Source organism: Staphylococcus sp. M0911, assembly GCF_003491325.1.
Taxonomy (GTDB): domain Bacteria; phylum Bacillota; class Bacilli; order Staphylococcales; family Staphylococcaceae; genus Staphylococcus; species Staphylococcus warneri_A.
Genome location: NZ_CP022881.1, coordinates 930,991 through 951,052, shown reverse-complemented (window position 1 = coordinate 951,052; position 20,062 = coordinate 930,991). Strand labels below are relative to the sequence as shown.

At 32.6% G+C, this 20,062-nt stretch carries 17 protein-coding genes; 3 read left to right on the top strand and 14 right to left on the bottom strand.

Features of this window, described 5'->3' with window-relative positions; translation table 11 throughout:
* Together gatD and murT are read right to left on the bottom strand one after the other, a co-directional pair.
* The gene (gatD, locus tag ssp1_RS04610; RefSeq protein WP_049423339.1) at positions 1-726 is read right to left on the bottom strand and encodes a lipid II isoglutaminyl synthase subunit GatD; all 726 of its coding nucleotides are present in this window, start codon (positions 724-726) and stop codon (positions 1-3) included.
* The gene (gene murT, locus ssp1_RS04605; protein WP_002452282.1) at positions 726-2,039 is read right to left on the bottom strand and encodes a lipid II isoglutaminyl synthase subunit MurT; all 1,314 of its coding nucleotides are present in this window, start codon (positions 2,037-2,039) and stop codon (positions 726-728) included. Before murT ends, gatD begins: the two co-directional genes overlap by 1 nt.
* A 193-nt stretch (positions 2,040-2,232) precedes the next feature.
* On the opposite strand from murT, the gene ftnA reads away from it, so the two are divergent.
* Positions 2,233-2,733: an H-type ferritin FtnA gene (gene ftnA / locus ssp1_RS04600; RefSeq protein WP_002452281.1), complete on the top strand. Its 501-nt coding sequence runs from the start codon at positions 2,233-2,235 to the stop codon at positions 2,731-2,733.
* A 223-nt stretch (positions 2,734-2,956) separates the two neighbouring features.
* A complete protein-coding gene (locus ssp1_RS04595) occupies positions 2,957-3,511 on the top strand; it encodes a 3'-5' exonuclease (protein WP_002452280.1) in 555 nt (184 codons plus the stop codon).
* Between the two features lie 32 nt (positions 3,512-3,543).
* Here the strand turns inward: ssp1_RS04595 and dinB are convergent, their stop codons facing one another.
* From dinB to gatC, 7 genes are all read right to left on the bottom strand, one after another.
* Positions 3,544-4,614 carry a DNA polymerase IV gene (gene dinB, locus ssp1_RS04590; protein ID WP_002452279.1) on the bottom strand — a complete coding sequence of 357 codons (1,071 nt, stop codon included), beginning with the start codon at positions 4,612-4,614 and terminating at the stop codon, positions 3,544-3,546.
* Between the two features lie 144 nt (positions 4,615-4,758).
* Positions 4,759-5,301 (bottom strand): DUF3267 domain-containing protein, encoded by a 543-nt coding sequence (locus ssp1_RS04585; RefSeq protein ID WP_049423345.1) that lies wholly within the window; start codon positions 5,299-5,301, stop codon positions 4,759-4,761.
* A 155-nt stretch (positions 5,302-5,456) separates the two neighbouring features.
* Complete coding sequence (gene rlmD / locus ssp1_RS04580) at positions 5,457-6,818, bottom strand: 23S rRNA (uracil(1939)-C(5))-methyltransferase RlmD (protein ID WP_075777803.1); 1,362 nt, start codon at positions 6,816-6,818, stop codon at positions 5,457-5,459.
* A gap of 75 nt (positions 6,819-6,893) precedes the next feature.
* On the bottom strand, positions 6,894-7,868 hold the full coding sequence (locus tag ssp1_RS04575) for a diacylglycerol kinase (RefSeq protein WP_002452276.1): 975 nt from the start codon (positions 7,866-7,868) through the stop codon (positions 6,894-6,896).
* Between the two features lie 313 nt (positions 7,869-8,181).
* The gene (gatB, locus tag ssp1_RS04570; protein ID WP_118828138.1) at positions 8,182-9,609 is read right to left on the bottom strand and encodes an Asp-tRNA(Asn)/Glu-tRNA(Gln) amidotransferase subunit GatB; all 1,428 of its coding nucleotides are present in this window, start codon (positions 9,607-9,609) and stop codon (positions 8,182-8,184) included.
* Between the two features lie 12 nt (positions 9,610-9,621).
* Entirely contained in the window at positions 9,622-11,079 is a 1,458-nt protein-coding gene (gene gatA, locus ssp1_RS04565) for an Asp-tRNA(Asn)/Glu-tRNA(Gln) amidotransferase subunit GatA (RefSeq protein WP_002452274.1), read from the bottom strand.
* Position 11,080: 1 nt separating this feature from the next.
* Positions 11,081-11,383 carry an Asp-tRNA(Asn)/Glu-tRNA(Gln) amidotransferase subunit GatC gene (gatC, locus tag ssp1_RS04560; protein ID WP_002452273.1) on the bottom strand — a complete coding sequence of 101 codons (303 nt, stop codon included), beginning with the start codon at positions 11,381-11,383 and terminating at the stop codon, positions 11,081-11,083.
* A gap of 420 nt (positions 11,384-11,803) precedes the next feature.
* Between gatC and putP the strand changes: the two genes are divergently transcribed.
* Positions 11,804-13,342, top strand: a complete 1,539-nt coding sequence (gene putP / locus ssp1_RS04555) for a sodium/proline symporter PutP (RefSeq protein WP_002452272.1) — start codon at positions 11,804-11,806, stop codon at positions 13,340-13,342.
* Between the two features lie 56 nt (positions 13,343-13,398).
* Here the strand turns inward: putP and ssp1_RS04550 are convergent, their stop codons facing one another.
* The 5 genes from ssp1_RS04550 to ssp1_RS04530 form a co-directional block, all read right to left on the bottom strand.
* Positions 13,399-14,601, bottom strand: coding sequence for a CamS family sex pheromone protein (locus ssp1_RS04550; RefSeq protein ID WP_075777802.1), 1,203 nt, complete (start codon positions 14,599-14,601; stop codon positions 13,399-13,401).
* 9 nt (positions 14,602-14,610) lie between these two features.
* Positions 14,611-16,617, bottom strand: coding sequence for an NAD-dependent DNA ligase LigA (ligA, locus tag ssp1_RS04545; protein ID WP_118828137.1), 2,007 nt, complete (start codon positions 16,615-16,617; stop codon positions 14,611-14,613).
* A gap of 3 nt (positions 16,618-16,620) precedes the next feature.
* Complete coding sequence (pcrA, locus tag ssp1_RS04540; protein ID WP_002452269.1) at positions 16,621-18,813, bottom strand: DNA helicase PcrA; 2,193 nt, start codon at positions 18,811-18,813, stop codon at positions 16,621-16,623.
* Positions 18,810-19,502 carry a heptaprenylglyceryl phosphate synthase gene (gene pcrB, locus ssp1_RS04535; protein ID WP_002452268.1) on the bottom strand — a complete coding sequence of 231 codons (693 nt, stop codon included), beginning with the start codon at positions 19,500-19,502 and terminating at the stop codon, positions 18,810-18,812. The genes pcrA and pcrB overlap by 4 nt, the downstream gene beginning before the upstream one ends.
* A 175-nt stretch (positions 19,503-19,677) precedes the next feature.
* On the bottom strand, positions 19,678-19,980 hold the full coding sequence (locus tag ssp1_RS04530) for a YerC/YecD family TrpR-related protein (RefSeq protein ID WP_002452267.1): 303 nt from the start codon (positions 19,978-19,980) through the stop codon (positions 19,678-19,680).
* Positions 19,981-20,062 lie beyond the last annotated feature (82 nt).

Here is a 20,062-nt window from a genome sequence, read left to right as displayed (position 1 = left end):
TTATTTACTTTTATTTGCACGATCTATTAAAACTTGTTTGGCTGCTTCTTCTTCAGTATTATCTAATTCTTTGGGTTCAAACGGAATACCTTTTCTTTCACAAGCTTTCTCTAATAAATAATCAGTTACTTCATGGTTTTTAGGTAAAATTGGACCATGTAAATAAGTTCCTAGTAAATTCTTATAATGGATACCCTCTTTACGATCCGTATCATTATTACCATAACCATGTGTCACTCGACCTAAAGTACCAAATTGATGATAAGTTCTTCCCCCGTGATTTTCAAAGCCAACAATAGTTCCAAATGTATCACTTTCGATAATGATATCACCTGTTAATCGGTCTTCTCTAGATTCAGTATAAAAATCTAAAATACCTAAACCTTCTAACTCTGTACCATCTGGTGTAATATATTTAGTTCCTAGAAATTGATATCCACCACATATAGTTAATCCAGGCATACCATCCTCAATTGCTTCTTTTAATGGGGTTTTAATTTTACTCAATTGTTTTGTAGCTAGTGATTGTTCACGGTCACTTCCCCCGCCAATAAAGAAGATGTCACAATCATCAAAGGTTACACCCTCTGTTTCATTAATTTCTACAACATTCACTTTAATATTTCTTTTTTTGGCTCTTATTTTTAATGCAATAATATTGCCAATATCGCTATATAAATTTAATTTATCGGACATAAAATGATAAATCGTTAATTCGTGATTCATTATGATTGTCCTCCTTCAAAAGAACGATTCAATTGTTCTAGCATTGGTGATAATGAAGTATAGTTAGGAATCGCTACTGTAAATCCTGTAAAGTCCATTGTTTTAGCAGTTGCTTTATATATATCCCTTTCAAGGATAACAGGTACATCCACTTCAGCTAATTTTAATCTTAATTGTAATTCTTCAGCACGATTACCTGTAACGATAATCGTTTCAATATCTTGATTACTTAGTTTTTCAAAGTCCGCATCATAAATCCATGACGTATCTCTACCATCCGCAGCATTATCATTTAAACTGATAACATATACTTTACGTCCTTTTAATTGTTCGCCGACTGATAAACTTGCATTCATTCCAGCTGGATTTTTAGCTAAGTTAATCATCGCTTCTTTTTGATTTAATGAAAAATACTGCATACGACCATTGTCAGATGTATATGTTTCAAATCCTTTTTGAATAGATGTATCATTTAATCCTAATTCTCTTAACACAGTATATGCTGCAAGTGCATTATATGCATTAAAATCACCAGCAATCTTCATATTAAACGTTGCCTCTCCTATATTTAATTTAAGGAATGGTGATGTTTCGAAAGAAGATACTTCATATTTAGGTTGTTCACGTTTAAAGCCGCATTCACAATGATAATGACCAATTTGATTATAATGTATGTAATCATATTTAAGTAAACGGCCACAGTTAGGACAATATCTACTTTCATTCATTGTACTTTGTTCAAATTCATGAGCATGTGCTTTCATACCATAATAAACTCGAGTCTCACTTGCAATCTTAAGTCGGCTAACGAATGGATCATCCGCATTTAATAATAATTTGATACCTTTATCACTAATTGATTTAGCGATATTATTGACCATGATGTCTATTTCACCAAAACGGTCCATCTGATCTCTGAAGAAGTTTGTAAATACCATCATAGAAGGTGTTACTTCTTTAAGTACTCTCGGTATAGAGCCTTCGTCTATTTCAATAATTGCAATTTTAGTTTGCTTTGTTGTTTGCATAATAAAGGCAGACGTAATACCTGCTGCCATATTGGCACCTTCATTGTTATGAATAATATCAATTTGGTTGGCCTTTAATGTATGTCCAATTAAGTTAGATGTTGTTGTTTTACCGTTTGTACCACTTATGAAGACAATATCATCAACTTGTTCTGATAATTTTCTTAATATATTTTGATCCACTCTACGTGCGATTTGACCTGGTAAGTCAGTTCCATTTTTACCCACGGCTCTACTGGCCTTGCGCGCTAACTTCGCTAAATGGGTTGCAGTCCATTGTCTCATTTGTTTCCTCCCTATTACTATTCACTCGCATAATTATAACATGCAGAGGGTATAACTAAAAAGATTCTCAATTAAAAAGATAAAAATGCACTCCAGATTATAATAATTATTATTTACGAATGAGAATAAGTTTGTTATACTCATTTTAGTCAACAGAGAAAGAAAATGAAAATTTTCATATGAGGTGAATACTATGTTAAATAAAGAATTATTAGAAGCATTAAATGAACAAATGAATCACGAGTATTTTGCTGCTCACGCATATATGGCAATGGCATCTTATTGCGATTCTCAATCATACGAAGGATTTGCAAACTTCTACATTCAACAAGCTAAAGAAGAAAGATTCCATGGTAAAAAAATCTATGATTATATTAATGACCGTGGTGGCCATGCGAAATTCACAGCATTACCAGCACCAAAAGTAGACTTTAATTCTATTTTAGAAACATTCAAAGACGGTCTAGCTCAAGAACAAGATGTAACAAAACGTTTCTACAATCTATCAGAAATCGCACATAAAGATAAAGATTACGCAACAATCTCTTTCTTAAATTGGTTCTTAGATGAACAAGTTGAGGAAGAATCAATGTTCGAAACTCATATCGATTACCTAAACCGTATTGGTGATGACTGCAATACGCTATATTTATATGAAAAAGAATTAGCTACTCGTACATTTGACGAAGAATAATTCAATATATAATTAGATAAGTCATTTATCATTTATAGAAGAGCTGTCAATTAACGCTTAAAGTTGATTGACAGTTTTTTTATTGAATTTCAACAATGACTTCCACATATACGCGCCTTAAAATGAATGTTTTATAAATGTTAAGTCTTTCCCTTTTACTATCCATTATAGCTTTGATATATTAAAATATATTTTATGATTATTGATAGAAAGGAGTGGCACAATGAGTGAGAATGCATTTGTTGCACTAGACTTTGAAACTGCTAACGGTAAACGTACTAGCATTTGTTCAGTAGGTATGGTTAAAGTAATAGATAACCAAATTACAGAAACCTTTCATACTTTGGTCAATCCGAATGATTATTTCTCTGAACAAAATATTAATGTGCATGGTATATACCCAGAAGATGTGGCATCTTCTCCAAATTTTTCATATGTATTTCCCTATATGATGCAGTTTATCGATCAACTTCCAGTCGTTGCACATAATGCTGCATTTGATATGAATGTACTCCATCAAAGTATTCAGGACATTGGACTTGAAACTCCTCATCTAACATATTTTTGTTCATATCAATTGGCTAAGCGAACAGTTCAATCACATCGCTATGGCTTAAAGCATATGATGGACTTTTATCAACTTGATTTTCATGGGCATCATGACGCACTAAATGATGCGAAAGCTTGTGCAATGATCACATATAGATTATTAAAACATTATGATGATTTACATAGCATGTTAAATATCTATGGCAAAGATTTAAAAGATAAAGGCTAATAATGTATTAAATATCATACATTACTAGCCCGTTATATAAAGTCATATATAGTCATATTACGGTATGCTGATTGTTCTAGGTTACCTACTGTAACACCTATTAATCGTATAGGCACTTCAGGATCTTTCAAATCAGTATAAAGTGAGTAGGCAATATTATAAATATCTGTTTCTGAATTAACTGGATCTCTTAAACTGGTTTGCTTTGATAACGTCTCAAATTGATACGTCTTAATTTTAACAGTAACCGTTTTACCTGATTTTTGTAATTTATTTAATCTTTCAGCCGTTTTTCCAGATAATTCCCAAACCTTTCTTAATATCTCGTCATCATCATTTACATCTGTCGCAAAAGTACGTTCTGTTCCTACAGATTTACGTATACGGGTCGATTTTACCTCATTATGATCGATACCTCTTGCTTTATTGTATAAACCCCTACCCCTTTTTCCAAACAAACGTATTAACTCAAATTCATCCTTATTATATAAATCTTGACCGTTAAAAATTTGATTATCATGCATGACTTTCTCAGATGCTTTTCCAACACCTGGAAATTCACCAATATCCAAACCCATTAAAATGTCATGCACATTATTATAATCTATTACTGTAAGGCCATTAGGTTTATTCATACCGCTCGCTAATTTGGCTAAAAATTTATTATAAGACACTCCTGCAGAGGCTGTTAATTCAGTTTGTTCTAATATATCTCTTCGAATAAAATTGGCTATTTTAGAAGCTGGTAAATCAGGTCTCACTAAATGTGTAATATCTAAATAAGCTTCGTCTAAAGATAAAGGTTCTACAATTTCAGTATAACTCCGAAATATATCCATAATTTTTTGAGAAGCTTCTCTATAAGCATCAAATCGGCTCGTTACGTAATAACCATTAGGACATAATTTATGTGCTTGCGACATAGGCATGGCTGAATGCACACCATACTTTCTAGCTTCATATGATGCCGTTGATACGACACCCCTGTTACTTGCCTTTCCTCCAACAATAACCGGCTTTCCTTTTAGTTTCGGATTATCTCTCATTTCCACTTGCGCAAAAAAGTAATCCATGTCAATGTGAATAATTCTTCTTTCTTCCATTATTTCACCACACTTTCATTTTTAGTTTAATCATACTTTTATTATAAAATGTATGACAAATATTCACGAATTTCATGCTCTTAAATTAAGGCATTAAAATAAGCCATCTCCACTTTTAAGAAAGATGACTTATTTGTTGAACTATTATTCATGATTCATTTGACTTGGCTTTTGTTGATATAAATATAATCCTTCATCATATTTTTGAATATATTTAAAATTACTAGCAAGTGCTAAAGACACTAATAAAATATCAAGCACACAATAACCAATATGAATACTAAACATAAATATCAACGATGAATATGCAAAAGTTTTGATTAGTACAAGTAAAAGCGAACTTATTAACACAAGAGGCGCTAACATGATTGTGCTAAATTGCCATCTGTTAAAGCAAGTTTCAGTAAATTGTAGTAACATTGTTCCCTTTTTATATTTCATTTTAGGCTTTTCACCTTTAGAAAATAATATAAATAATACTCGATGTATCATCTCATGGAGAATTAATAAAACTAAAAATCCAGCGAAACCATAAACTAAGTTCAATATAATATTTTGTTCGATAATATGTGTCACCGTGTAAGCCCATTTATATGTAAATAATATGACAAACATAATTAAAACAATCTGCATTAATACAAAGCGACGAATATTAATTTTATGAGGAAACAAATTAATTTTATGCACAACCAACCCTCCATTTATCTCTAAAATCAACTTTAGTATACATTGTTTATGATTGATACTAAAGGCATTTTCAAGAAAGTAAGTTGCTTGTAATATAATTTTAATAATCGTCTTGTTTTAGCAATCAACTTCTTCAAATTTCTCATCAAATGACATTATTTTCTTTCAAATAATGCCACAGTTTCGATATGCGTTGTTTGCGGGAACATATCAACAGGCGTAATTTCTTTTAATTCATATTGACGACTAAGTATATGTGCGTCACGTTGTTGTGTAGACGGATTACATGATATATATACAATACGTTTTGGATTAAGTTCTAATATTGTTTCTAAGAACGTTTCATCGCAACCCTTTCTTGGCGGATCGACCATGACAACATCTGGTCTTATTCCTTCTGATTTCCATTCTAGAATAACTTCTTCAGCTTTCCCACAGACAAAAGTCGTATTTTCGAATTGGTTTATAGTCGCATTTTGTTTTGCGTCTTTAATCGCAGAAGAAACTACTTCGACACCATAAACGTGTTTCGCATTTTCAGCCATATACAAACCTATTGTACCGATACCACAATATGTATCAAGAACAATTTCATTGCCTGTTAATTGAGCATAATCTAATGCTTGTTGATATAATTTTTCTGTTTGATGTGAATTGATTTGATAGAATGATTGATCGCTAATATTGAAGGTGACTTCATTTAGTTGATCTTTGATTTCTTCTTCACCATAAAGCGTGATAGATTGATGACCCATAATCACATTTGAATGTGCATCATTAATATTTTGTTTAATACTAGTGACATTAGGATATTTTCGAACTAGTGCATCAACCATAACTTGAGCTTGTTTGAATGCCTTTCCATTCGTCACAAGTATAATCATTAATTGATTCGTATAGTGACCTGTTCTCACTACTAAATGACGAAGTAGTCCTTTTTTAGTTTTTTCATTATAAACGCTTATATTTAAATCTGATATAAGTTGTTTAACATCGTTCATCACTTGTTGATGTTGTTGATCTTGAATTAAACAACTATCCATATCTATGATGTCGTGGCTTCGTTGACGATAAAATCCCATGATTGGTAACTGATCCTTACTTAAACCAACGGGAATTTGTGATTTATTTCTATATCTCCATGGCTCTTCCATGCCAACAGTATCTTTAATTACTGTATTGGTAAAATTGGATTTTCTATGAAATAAATTAACCACCTGTTCTTTTTTCATATTGAGTTGTGCTTGATAAGACATATGCTGTAGTTGGCATCCACCACATTTATAATAATATATGCATGGCGGCTCCACTCGTTCATCACTTTCAGTAATCACTTTTATTAATTTTCCAATCGCAAAGTTCTTTTTTACTTTAATAACTTTATATTCAATCGTCTCATCTATTAACGCATTTGGGATAAATATTGGATATCTATCAATTTTCACAACAGCATGGCCTTCATGTGTTAAGTCTACGACTTGTCCTGTTAGTACATCATTTTTCTTTAATGTTTCCACTTTATTTCCCCCACATATAAAAAGGTTAGGACATAAACGCTTGCCTATCCTAATCTTGTGTTCTGTAAATATTTATTATACTTCGTCTGAATTTTGTTGATAATCCTCAGCCTTCATCTGTGGTGTTACTGTTGGTTGGTCAAGTAATTCTTCATTATGAATATCATGAGGTGTAAATACATCGATATGTCTTTCTAAATTCAAGAAATTAGCTGGTAATTTACCGCCATATTCACCATCAACATTTAATTGCATTTCTGTATATGATGAAATATTAATAGATTTTGCTTTTTCATATATCACTTTTGGATGCTTAGTATGTTCGCCTCTCGAAGCTAATGTCATGATATGACCTAATTCTGCTAAGTTAGCTTTTTCTACTATTATTAATGTATAGTAACCATCATCTAACTTTGCGTCTGGTACTAATTTTTCAAAACCTGCCATAGAATTAGTTAATCCTAGTAAGAATAGCAATGCTTCTCCTTGAAAGACTTTGTCATCATATTCGATTCTCAAATCAACAGCCTTCATTTGCGGCAACATTTCAAATCCTTTAATGTAATATGCAAATGATCCGACGATAGATTTTAGTTTACTTGGTGTTTCATATGAGACTTGTGTCAATTGACCGCCCGCAGCTAAGTTAATGAAGTAACGATTGTTCATTTTACCAATATCAACTTTAGTACTGTGTCCTTCAATAATCACATCCAGCGCACCCATAATATCATTTGGTAAATGCAACGCACGTCCAAAGTCATTAACAGTACCCATTGGAATAACACCTAATTTCGGTCGATTAGGTTGCTCAGCAATCCCATTGACTACTTCATTTAGCGTACCGTCGCCACCCGCTACGATTAAGATATCATATTGTTGTTTAAGTGCTCGCTCTGCTTCTAGCGTAGCATCACCTTCACGCTCTGTAGCATACGCACTTGTTTCATATCCAGCTTTTTCTAGTTTAATTAAAACATCAGGTAACATTCGTTTAAAAAGCTCTTTACCAGATGTCGGGTTATAAATAATTCTTGCTCGTTTTCTCATATCATATCCCTCGACTTCATATACTCATATTTAATATTAAATGATTTACACTCGAGTTGAAAGTATTTTTTAGAACTTGTTAATAATTTATTGATTAGCATCTCTGATAAATTTCCGTAACTGAGGCATCAATATATTATCTTATTAAAGTGCTTCGTTTAACTAATACATAAATGACTTTTTCATTCTTTTTTCAATTCATTGTCTCACTCATAGATAGCTCTAACCATTTTTCGTGAAAACGAATGATATTCAAAAAACTCCTACAACGAATAGTTTACACTAAACGTTATAGGAGTGAAAATCAAACTATTTATCTTTTATCTAGTTCTTGTTTTAGTAATTGGTTTACTTTTTGAGGGTTTGCTTGTCCTTTAGAAGCTTTCATAATTTGACCAACTAGGAAGCCCATTGCTTTACCCTTACCATTTTTATAATCTTCAACGGATTGTGGATTGTTATCTAATGCTTCATTAACAAATTTTAATAATGTAGCTTCGTCTGAAATTTGAACTAAGCCTTTATCTTCCATAATTTGTTTTGCATCTCCACCATTTTCTGCTAATTCAGGGAAGACTTTTTTAGCAATCTTACTGCTCATTGTACCGTCTTCGATTAATTTAATCATACCTGCTAAGTTTTCTGGTGTTAATTTAGTATCTTGTAATTCTACTTGATTTTTATTCAAGTATTCATTTACGCCACCCATTAACCAGTTAGAAGTTAATTTCACGTCAGCACCATGTTCGATGGCACCTTCGAAGAAATCAGACATTTCTTTAGTAAGTGTTAAAACATGTGCATCGTATTCAGGTAATCCTAGATCATTGACATATTTCGCTTTACGTTCATCTGGTAATTCTGGGATAGTTTGACGAACACGTTCTTTCCATTCGTCATCTACATATAAAGGTACAATATCTGGCTCAGGGAAATAACGATAGTCGTCAGACCCTTCTTTAACACGCATTAAGATTGTTTTACCTGTTGATTCATCAAAACGACGTGTTTCTTGGCCAATCTCTCCACCATTTAATAATTCTTCTTCTTGGCGTTTTTCTTCGTATTCTAAGCCTTTACGAACATAGTTAAATGAGTTTAAGTTTTTCAATTCAGCTTTTGTACCGAATTCTTCTTGACCGTATGGACGTAATGAAATATTGGCATCACAACGTAATGAGCCTTCTTCCATTTTACAATCTGAAACGCCTGTATATTGGATGATTGAGCGTAATTTTTCTAAATAAGCATACGCTTCTTGAGGTGAACGAATATCTGGTTCAGATACGATTTCAATTAAAGGTGTACCTTGACGGTTTAAGTCAACTAAAGAATATCTATCTTTATGCGTTGATTTTCCGGCATCTTCTTCCATGTGTAAACGAGTTATACCAATACGTTTTGTTTTGCCGTCTACTTCGATATCAATATATCCGTTTTCACCGATTGGTTCATCAAATTGAGAAATTTGATAAGCTTTTGGATTATCTGGATAAAAGTAGTTTTTACGGTCAAATTTAGAATTTGTAGCGATATCCATATTTAAGGCCATTGACGCACGCATTGCCCAGTCTACTGCTCTTTTATTAACAACAGGTAAAACGCCAGGATACGCAAGGTCAATTACGTTTGTATTTGAGTTAGGTTCTGCTCCAAAATGTGCAGGTGATGGAGAGAACATTTTTGAGTCTGTTTTTAGCTCAACATGAACTTCAAGTCCGATAACTGTTTCAAAATGCATTATTTCCACTCCTTATAATTTTTCATAAGCGTCATGTAGGTTGAATTGTGTTTCATATTGATATGCAACACGATATAACGTCTTTTCATCGAACGGTTTACCAATAAATTGTAATCCAATTGGGCGTCCGTTTGATTGTCCACAAGGAACAGAAATACCTGGTAAACCTGCTAAGTTAACTGGTGTAGTTAATAAGTCATTGGCATACATAGTCAATGGATCATCAATCTCATCACCTAAATCAAATGCAGTTGTGGGTGCAGTTGGACCTACAACTATGTCATATTTTTCAAAGATTTTATCAAAGTCATTTTTGATTAAAGTTCTAACTTTTTGTGATTTTTTATAAAAAGCATCATAATAACCTGAACTTAAAGCGAATGTTCCTAAGAAGATACGGCGCTTAACTTCATCACCGAAACCTTCTGATCTAGACATTTTATAAAGTTCTTCAAGTGATTGTGCTTCTTTAGAATGATAACCATAACGGATACCATCAAAACGAGCTAAGTTTGCTGATGCTTCTGATGAAGCAATAACATAATATGATGGAATACCATATTTCGTATTAGGTAATGATACCTCTTCTACTTCTGCACCTAATGATTTTAATGTTTCGACCGCATTTTTTACTGATGCTTTAACATCTTCGCTAACACCTTCACCTAAATATTCTTTAGGAAGTGCTACTTTTAAGCCTTTAATATCTTTCCCAATATCAGAAGTAAAGTCAACATCATCCACTGGAGCACTTGTTGAATCATTAGGATCTATACCAGAAATAGCTTCTAACACTAATGCATTATCTTTAACATTACGAGTTAAAGGTCCAATTTGGTCTAATGATGAAGCGAATGCTACTAAGCCAAAACGTGACACACGGCCATATGTTGGTTTCATACCTACGATACCACAATAAGATGCAGGTTGACGGATAGAGCCACCAGTATCTGATCCTAGACTAAATGGTACTAAACCTGCTGCTACAGCGGCAGCCGAACCACCTGAAGAACCACCTGGGACTGCAGTATGATCAAATGGATTCACTGTTTTCTTAAAGTAAGATGTTTCAGTAGAACCACCCATTGCAAATTCGTCCATGTTTAATTTACCAATTAAGACTGCGTTTTCATTATGCAATTTATTCATAACAGTTGATTCATAGATAGGTACGAAACCTTCCAACATTTTACTTGCACATGTTGTTTCTAAATCTTTTGTTATGATATTATCTTTAATTCCCATTGGGATACCAAACAATTTGCCTTCCATTTGGTCTTTTGCTTGTAATTCATCTAATTCTTGTGCTTTTTTCATCGCATTTTCTTTATCTAATGCTAAGAAAGATTTGATTGTAGGATCGGTTTCTTCAATAGCATCATAAATATCACTTACAATTTGTGATGGTTTAATTTCTTTATTTTTAATTAAAGTTAATAAATTCTCAACAGACTCATAGCGAATACTCATCTTAAGCGTCCTCCTCATTCATGATGGCTGGAACTTTAAATTGTCCATTTTCAGTTTCTTTTGCATTTTTTAATGCTAATTCTTGAGGAATGCCCTCGATAGCTTTATCTTCACGTAATACATTTTGTAAATCTAAAACGTGATATGTTGGTTCAACACCTTCAGTGTCTGCACTATCATTTTGTTTAGCAAAATCTAAAATACTCTCTAACGTATTGGCCATTTCATCCGTTTCTTCAGGAGAAATTTGAAGTCTGGCTAAATTAGCTATATGTTCAACTTCTTCGCGTGTTACTTTAGTCATTAAATAAAAGCCTCCTTATTACTCATTCATCACTAAATTGTATCAAATATTCATTTAAAAATCTAAGTATTTATTGAGTGATAACAATTTAAATCACTGTTTCCACTTTTTCGAACGTGTTTTTAGACATTTACATTACGAAATCTAATTATCAATGATTGATTCATTTGGGTGTAACTTATTTATATGTATTTATCATATATTTCTATTAAAATACAAGATCTTATATTAATCATTTATGATTATGCAATATTTATAAGTGGTACTATTAATTAAAATTTGTAATGTAAGCGCTATATCACAGTTTTGTCAGTTGTTTAAAAATAAAATTTTATTTTTTCACTTTTCTAAACATTTAACTATAATGTATAATATTACATGTGACACAAATTTATACATTGATAAGAGGGAGTGGTTAATATGCTATATTTGGGGACTGCACTAAATCAACAAGTTGATGCAAATTGGCAAACTTACATCATGATTGCCATTTACTTTATTATTTTGCTCATTATAGGGTTTTATGGCTATAAGCAAGCAACTGGTAATTTAAGTGAATTCATGTTGGGTGGTCGTAATATAGGACCATACATAACTGCACTATCCGCAGGAGCTTCTGATATGAGTGGTTGGATGATTATGGGACTACCAGGTTCTGTTTATAGTACTGGATTATCAGCTATTTGGATAACCATCGGTCTAACACTTGGGGCTTATATTAATTATTGGGTTGTAGCGCCTAGGCTAAGAGTTTATACAGAAATTGCAGGAGATGCCATTACACTCCCTGATTTCTTTAAGAACAGATTAAATGACCAACGAAATATTATTAAAATTATTTCAGGCTTAATTATCGTTATATTCTTCACTTTATACACACATTCTGGTTTTGTTTCTGGAGGTAAGTTATTTGAGAGTGCCTTTGGATTAGACTATCACTTTGGATTAATTCTCGTCGCCGTTATTGTTATTTTTTATACATTTTTTGGTGGATATTTAGCTGTATCCATTACAGACTTTTTCCAAGGTGTCATTATGTTAATCGCCATGGTTATGGTACCTATTGTAGCTATGATGCAATTAAATGGTTTAGATACTTTTAGTGAAGTAGCAGCAATGAAACCAACAAATATGGATTTATTTAGAGGCACGACATTAATTGGTATTATTTCTCTATTTTCGTGGGGACTCGGGTATTTCGGTCAACCTCATATTATTGTTAGGTTTATGTCTATTAAATCTCATAAATTATTGCCAAAAGCTAGACGCTTAGGAATTAGCTGGATGACAATAGGATTACTTGGTGCTGTTTGTGTAGGATTAACAGGTATTGCTTTTATATCTGAACGTCATATTAAAATGGAAGATCCAGAAACATTATTTATTATTATGAGTCAAATTCTATTCCACCCACTAGTTGGCGGATTTTTACTTGCAGCGATTCTAGCTGCTATTATGAGCACAATTTCATCTCAACTTTTAGTTACTTCAAGCTCATTAACTGAAGATTTTTATAAACTGATTCGTGGAGAAGAAAAGGCAGCAACACATCAAAAAGAATTTGTAATGGTAGGACGGTTATCTGTTTTAGTTGTGGCTATCGTAGCCATCGCAATTGCTTGGCATCCAAATGATACGATTCTCAATTTAGTTGGTAATGCTTGGGCAGGTTTTGGTGCCTCTTTTAGCCCATTAGTATTGTTCTCATTATATTGGAAAGGTTTGACGAGAGCTGGTGCTATTAGCGGTATGATTAGTGGCGCTTTAGTCGTGATTATATGGATAGCTTGGATTAAACCACTAGCTTCTATTAATGAATTATTCGGTATGTATGAAATCATTCCAGGTTTTCTTGTGAGTGTTATCGTGACATATATTGTAAGTAAATTAACAGCTTCACCTGGAGACTTTGTAATTCAAGACTTAGCTAAAGTAAAACAAATTGTCAAAGAAAAATAAAAAAATGCGCGTAGCAAAGGTCAATTCTTTGCTACGCGCATTTTTATTTTTAGTAATTAATTATGATAAATATGAACCTGTGGTTCTTTATCATCTTTATTTTTACTAATTAATGCTCTCGGATTATTACCATCTTTAATTCTGATTTCATACTCGTCAATATTATCAAAGTATTTATTAGCTTGTTCAGTCACATATTGTGTGATACCAATCGTTTCAGCTTGACCATAATAATCAATTGGTAAATCTACTGTTAATTGTTTTGCTTTTTTATCTACGAATTTTACTTTACCTACTGCTTGTGTGAAGTTAGAGAAATAAGATTGTAAGTTATCATTAAATTGTTTAAAGTTATTATTTAATGATTCGTCATATTTACCTGCTGTAGATGAAGGTAACAATGCAGTTGTCTCGTTAATTGTTTTCCAATCATTGATTTTCGTTTGCCCATCATCAGCAGTTGCACCAGCAATAAATTCCCCCGGTGTAATAGATTCTTGGCTACTTTGTTTATATATAGCAAAGTGAATTGGAATATCTTTTAAATCACTATTTTCTCTTAATCTAGATAATATTTCACTCGCCATTGCTTTACCTTGCTTCTCTATTTCTTTGTCATTTAACTTCTTACTATAGGTTTCACCATCTTTTTCTTTTTGGTAATAATATTCACTATTCATAGCTAAACCTATGGTCATACCTTTAATATTCTTACCTTTAATATCACTATTACCATAGAAATCCTGTTCTAAAATATTAGATAAATACGCTGGTGACTTTTCAGCTATTTTTGTTGGATTGGTTTCTCCTTGGTGAGAAGGATTAAGACCTAAATTTTCATTAGCCTTTTTATCTTTCTTATCTTTTTCACTCATTTTTTCAATTTCTTTTTTAGTATATTTAGGGTCAAGATATGCATTGATTGTCTTTTTATCTAAAAATTGTCCATCTTGATATAAATATTTATCTGTAGGAAAGACTTCTTTACTAAGTTCTAACAGACCACTCTCAAAGCCTTCACTGTTATAGCTATTTGCCATATTATCTTGTAATAACCCACGTGATTGACTTTCTTTAAATGGTAAAATCGTACGATAATTATCGCCTTGTACGTTTTTATCTGTTGCCACCTGTTTAACTTGAGATGAATGACTTCCTTTAGTATGATCTGCTTCTTGGTCAGATGATTTATCTTTATCGTTACTGCATGCGGCTAAAATAAAAATTGTCGAGATAAGTAAAATAATTGTTCGCTTCATCGACGTACCTCACTCATTGTTTATTTCATTTTGTTTTGTTGCAAATTCTTCTTCAGTCCATATTTCCGTGCCAAACTTTTCTGCTTTGGTCAATTTAGAGCCTGCATCAGCTCCAGCAATTAGTATGTCTGTACTCTTAGTGACACTATTCGTCACTTTTGCACCTTGCATTTGTAACCACTGTGAAGCCTCATTACGTGTCATTTGCTCTAATTTACCAGTCAATACAATTGTCTTTCCACTAAAATCTGGATGTCCTTCAATTTCAGTAGTTTTAACACCTTTATATGTCATATTAACATCTTTATCTTTTAATTTTTGAATTAATGCACGAATGTCATCATTTTCTAAATAAGTGACTACTGATTGTGCTAATTTACCACCAATATCATGAATAGCAATTAATTCTTCTTCAGTTACTATTAAAAGTCGGTCCATTGTTTCATATTTTTCAGCTAGAACACGACTTGCTTTTACACCTAAATGACGAATACCTAAACCAAACAATAAATGTTCTAACGACTGTGATTTAGCTTGTTTTATAGCTTCTAATAAATTTTCAACTTTTTTACTTCCCATACGTTCTAGAGGTAATAAATCCTCTTCTTCTAAATAAAAGATATCAGCAACATCTTTGATTAAATCATTTTCATATAACTGTTGAATAATTTTTGTACCTAAACCATCAATATTCATTGCCTGACGTGAAACAAAGTGAATAAGACCTTCAATTAACTGTGCTTGGCATTTTGGATTAATACATCTTAAGGCCACTTCACCTTCAATCCTTACTAACTCATGTCCACAACTTGGACAATGTGTCGGCATGTGATATGTTTCAGCATCTTCTGGTCGACGATCAATAATACTTCTCACAACTTCTGGGATAATATCACCTGCTTTTTTGACAACGACACTATCACCAATTCTGATATCTCTTTCATGTATTAAATCCTCGTTATGTAATGAAGCCCTTGATACAGTCGTACCTGCTACTCTCACTGGTTCAAGTATTGCCGTAGGTGTAACAACGCCTGTACGTCCTATACTTAATTCAATATCTAATAGTTCTGTAACGACTTCTTCTGATGGAAACTTATAGGCAATTGCCCATCGAGGTGATTTCTGAGTGTATCCCATTTCATCTTGTTGTTCTAAATCATTAACTTTGATAACAATGCCATCTATATCATAAGGTAACGTTTCTCTTTCAGCTGTCCATTTTTCAATATATTTAAGCACGCCGTCTATATCAGATACTCTCTCTCGTTCATGATTTGTCTTAAAACCTAATTCATCTAATTCATCTAAAGCACCACTTTGAGTCGTAGCTTCAAAGTCAGTAAAATCGTTAATACTATATAAGAAAATACTTAACTTTCTTTTAGCAGCTAGTTTAGAATCAAGTTGACGTAATGATCCCGCTGCTGCATTTCGAGGATTGGCAAAAGGTTGCTCCCCATTCTTTTCTTTTTCTTCATTTAAATTCATAAATGATTTTCTAGGCATATATGCTTCTCCACGAACTTCAAAATTAAGTGGTTCTTTAATTTTTAATGGAATAGCATGAATCGTTCTTAAATTTTCAGTAATATCTTCACCTGTCGTTCCATCACCACGAGTTAATCCTTGTACAAAACGACCGTTCTCATATTTTAATGAAACAGCTAATCCATCTATTTTAAGTTCGCACATATATTCTACATTACCGATATTTTCTCGAATACGTTGGTCAAACTTTCTTAAATCTTCTTCATTAAACGCATTACCTAAACTCAACATAGGTGTATCATGATTCACTTTTTCAAAGGATGATTGCGCTTCGCCACCTACTCTAACTGTAGGTGAATCTGGTGTCTTAAATTCAGGATGTTCTGTTTCAATATGAATGAGTTCATGTAATAATTTATCATATTCACTATCTGGCACTGATGGATTATCTTGAACATAGTATTCATAGCTATATTGGTTTAATAAATCATGCAATTCATTCACACGATTTTGTAATTGACTCATCCACTAGTCCTCCTTTTTCTCAATTGGTGCAAATTGTGCAAGTAATCGTTTAGGTCCTTCTGATTTAAAAATAATATCTAATTCGACAGAACCATTCTTTTCGTTAACGTTACTTACCATGCCTTCTCCCCATGCTTTATGTGTTACTTTGTCTCCAACTTTCCAATCTGAAGATGTGACTTGTTTCTTAGATGATGTTGTACGTTTACTAAATCCACGTTTTTGAGTTGGTTTTGCTTTAGGCTGAATCGTTTGTCGTTTACTACCAGAATGACTTTCCATTAAATCTTCAGGTATTTCTTTTAAAAATCGTGATGGCATATTAGATTGAGAACGACCAAATAACATACGCGTTGTTGCATTTGTTATATATAACGTTTCCTCTGCTCGTGTGATTGCCACATAACAAATACGTCGTTCTTCTTCCATTTCATGATCATCATCACTTTTTATTGCTCTTATATGAGGGAACAATGACTCTTCCATACCCATGATAAACACAATTGGAAATTCTAGACCTTTCGCAGAGTGCATAGTCATTAATGTAACACCTGATTCGGTATCCGCTTCGTCAATGTCTGCTACGAGTGATAAATCTGTTAAGAAATTAATTAATGATTGTTCTTCTAATGGTGTATTCTCTTCATAATCTTTTGGAACTGACATAAATTCATCTAAGTTTTCAAGACGACTACGTGATTCTAAAGTTTGTTCTCTATCAAGCATGTCTCTATATCCAGATTTAACTAATACTTCTTCTACGATTTCACTAATTTCAAGAAACTCTTGCTCTTTAATAAGATTTTGAATCATTTCATAAAAAGCGATACATTCTTGAGTTACCTTTTTAGATAATCCAATAAAATCAACTTCGCCTAATGCATCAAACATACTGATATTATTTTGAACTGCATAAGTTTGAATTTTTTCAACAGAAGACGGCCCTACACCTCGTTTAGGTACGTTAATAATACGTTGTAAACTAATATCATCATTACTATTGGCAATGACTCTTAAGTAACTTAATAAATCTTTAATTTCTTTACGATCATAGAACTTTTGTCCGCCAACCATTGTATAAGGAATGTTTGATTTCATAAATGTTTCTTCAAGTACACGTGATTGTGCATTGGTTCTATATAATATAGCCATATCACTATACTTTTTACCATTACGTTGATGCTTCATTATTTCACGAACAACATATTCTGCTTCATCACGTTCCGTTGTTGCTTCGTAATAATTTATTTTATCTCCGCCTGTATTGGCAGTCCATAGCCCTTTAGGTTTTCTTTCAGTATTGTTTTTAATGACTTCATTAGCCGCATTTAAGATTGTTTTAGTTGAACGATAGTTTTGTTCTAAGAAGATTGTTTTCGCATCTGGATAGTCTTCTTCGAATGATAAAATATTTTGGATATCCGCACCACGCCAACCATAGATAGATTGATCTGAATCACCTACAACACATAAATTTTTAAACTTGTTTGCTAACAATTTAATGAGTGTGTATTGTGCTTTGTTTGTATCTTGATACTCATCAACATGAATATATTGGAATTTGTTTTGATAATATTCTAAAGCTTCTGGCACTCTTTCAAATAAATTAATCGTTGTCATAATTAAATCATCAAAGTCCAACGCTTCATTTCTTGAAAGTTGACGTTGATAGCCTTTATAGACAGTAGCAACCATTTGTGAATGAAAATCATTAGCTTCTTTTTGAGCATCTTCTGGCGTTTTTAATTCATTCTTTAAATTACTAATCGCACCAATAAACATTCGTGGTTCAAAACGTTTACTATCGATATTTTCATTTTTTAAAACGTCTTTAATCACAGATTTTTGGTCAGTTGGATCAATAATTGTGAAATTGCGTTCTATCCCAATTCGATCTGCATCACGACGTAATATACGAACGCACATTGAGTGGAATGTAGACATCCATATTACTTGTGCTTCTTCGCCTACTAATTGTTCTACTCTTGCTTTCATTTCTTTAGCAGCTTTATTCGTAAATGTTATGGCTAAAATATTGTAAGGTGATACATCCTTCTCGTCTAATAAATAAGCGATTCTATGTGTTAACACACGTGTTTTACCAGATCCTGCACCTGCCATTATCAATAGTGGGCCTTCTGTTGTTCTGACAGCTTCACTTTGCTCTGCATTCATATTCTTTACTAATGAATTCATTTACTAGACTCCTTTATCTTAACTGTTTTCAATGCTTTCTTTATATCTCGATATACAATATCACCAACGACGATTGTATCAGCAAACTCAGCCATTTCTTGTGCTTGTGATAATGATGTTATACCGCCACCATAAAATAATTGTGTTGTCGTTAGTGTGTTTGCTACCGACTTAACTTTCTCTACATCCCCATATTCTCCACTATATTCGAGGTACATTATTGGGAAACGATATAATTCATTGGTCATTAATGCATATGCATCTACATCATCTATATCTAACTGCGTCTTTGCTTCTGTTTGATGTGCAACTTTACTATCATCATTCATTACTAAATAACCTTCAAAGACGACTTCTTCAAAATTAATCACATGTCCAAATTCCTTTAAGGCTTCTAGTAGCATTCCATTATGATACTTTACATTGTTACTATTTAAGACTGTAGGCACAAAGTAAAAATCAAAACCTGGCATAACGCTCTCTAAGTTAGAAATTTCAAGAACAAGTGGTAATGGATAACGTCGTACTCTACTCATTAAATGAATGACGTTATCTTCAGTTACATTATCAGTACCCCCGATGATGATTGCATCAGTATTTGACATACCAATCGCATCTAAATCATCATCTGAAATAGACTTTGCAGGGTCTAATTTAAATACATGACGCCATTGTTTAATATCATACATTACGTGAAACTCCTTTTTTTAACATACCTTAAATTATATCATTTTTAACATGCTAGTTCTAAACAGTTAACGTGAAATTGTACAACTTATTTTTTACTTTTGACACTAAAAAAGAAACGATCGTTCACATATTATAGCCGTTAAACTTTAATAGTTACGATCGTTTCGTATTATTTTATTCTTTTGTATCGATATTAAGGCGATCTAATATCATTGTGTAGGCATCATTGCCCCATTGCAAAGAACGCTTCACTCGAGAAATTGTTGCCGTTGACGCGCCTGATTCTTGTTCAATTGTTGCATATGTGTATCCTTGTTTAATCATTTTAGCAACTTGTAGTCGTTGAGAAAGTGATTGAATTTCGTTCACTGTGCATAAATCATCGAAAAACTGATAACATTCTTCTCTATTCTCTAATGTAAGAATTGCATCAAATAATTCATTTAATGCATCCCCACGTAATTTTTCAATTTGCATCATAACAGCTCCTATATGCATATTCTTTTTACTATTTTAACTTACTAACAAGTTAAAGTGTAGTAGTTTTAATTGAATTTGT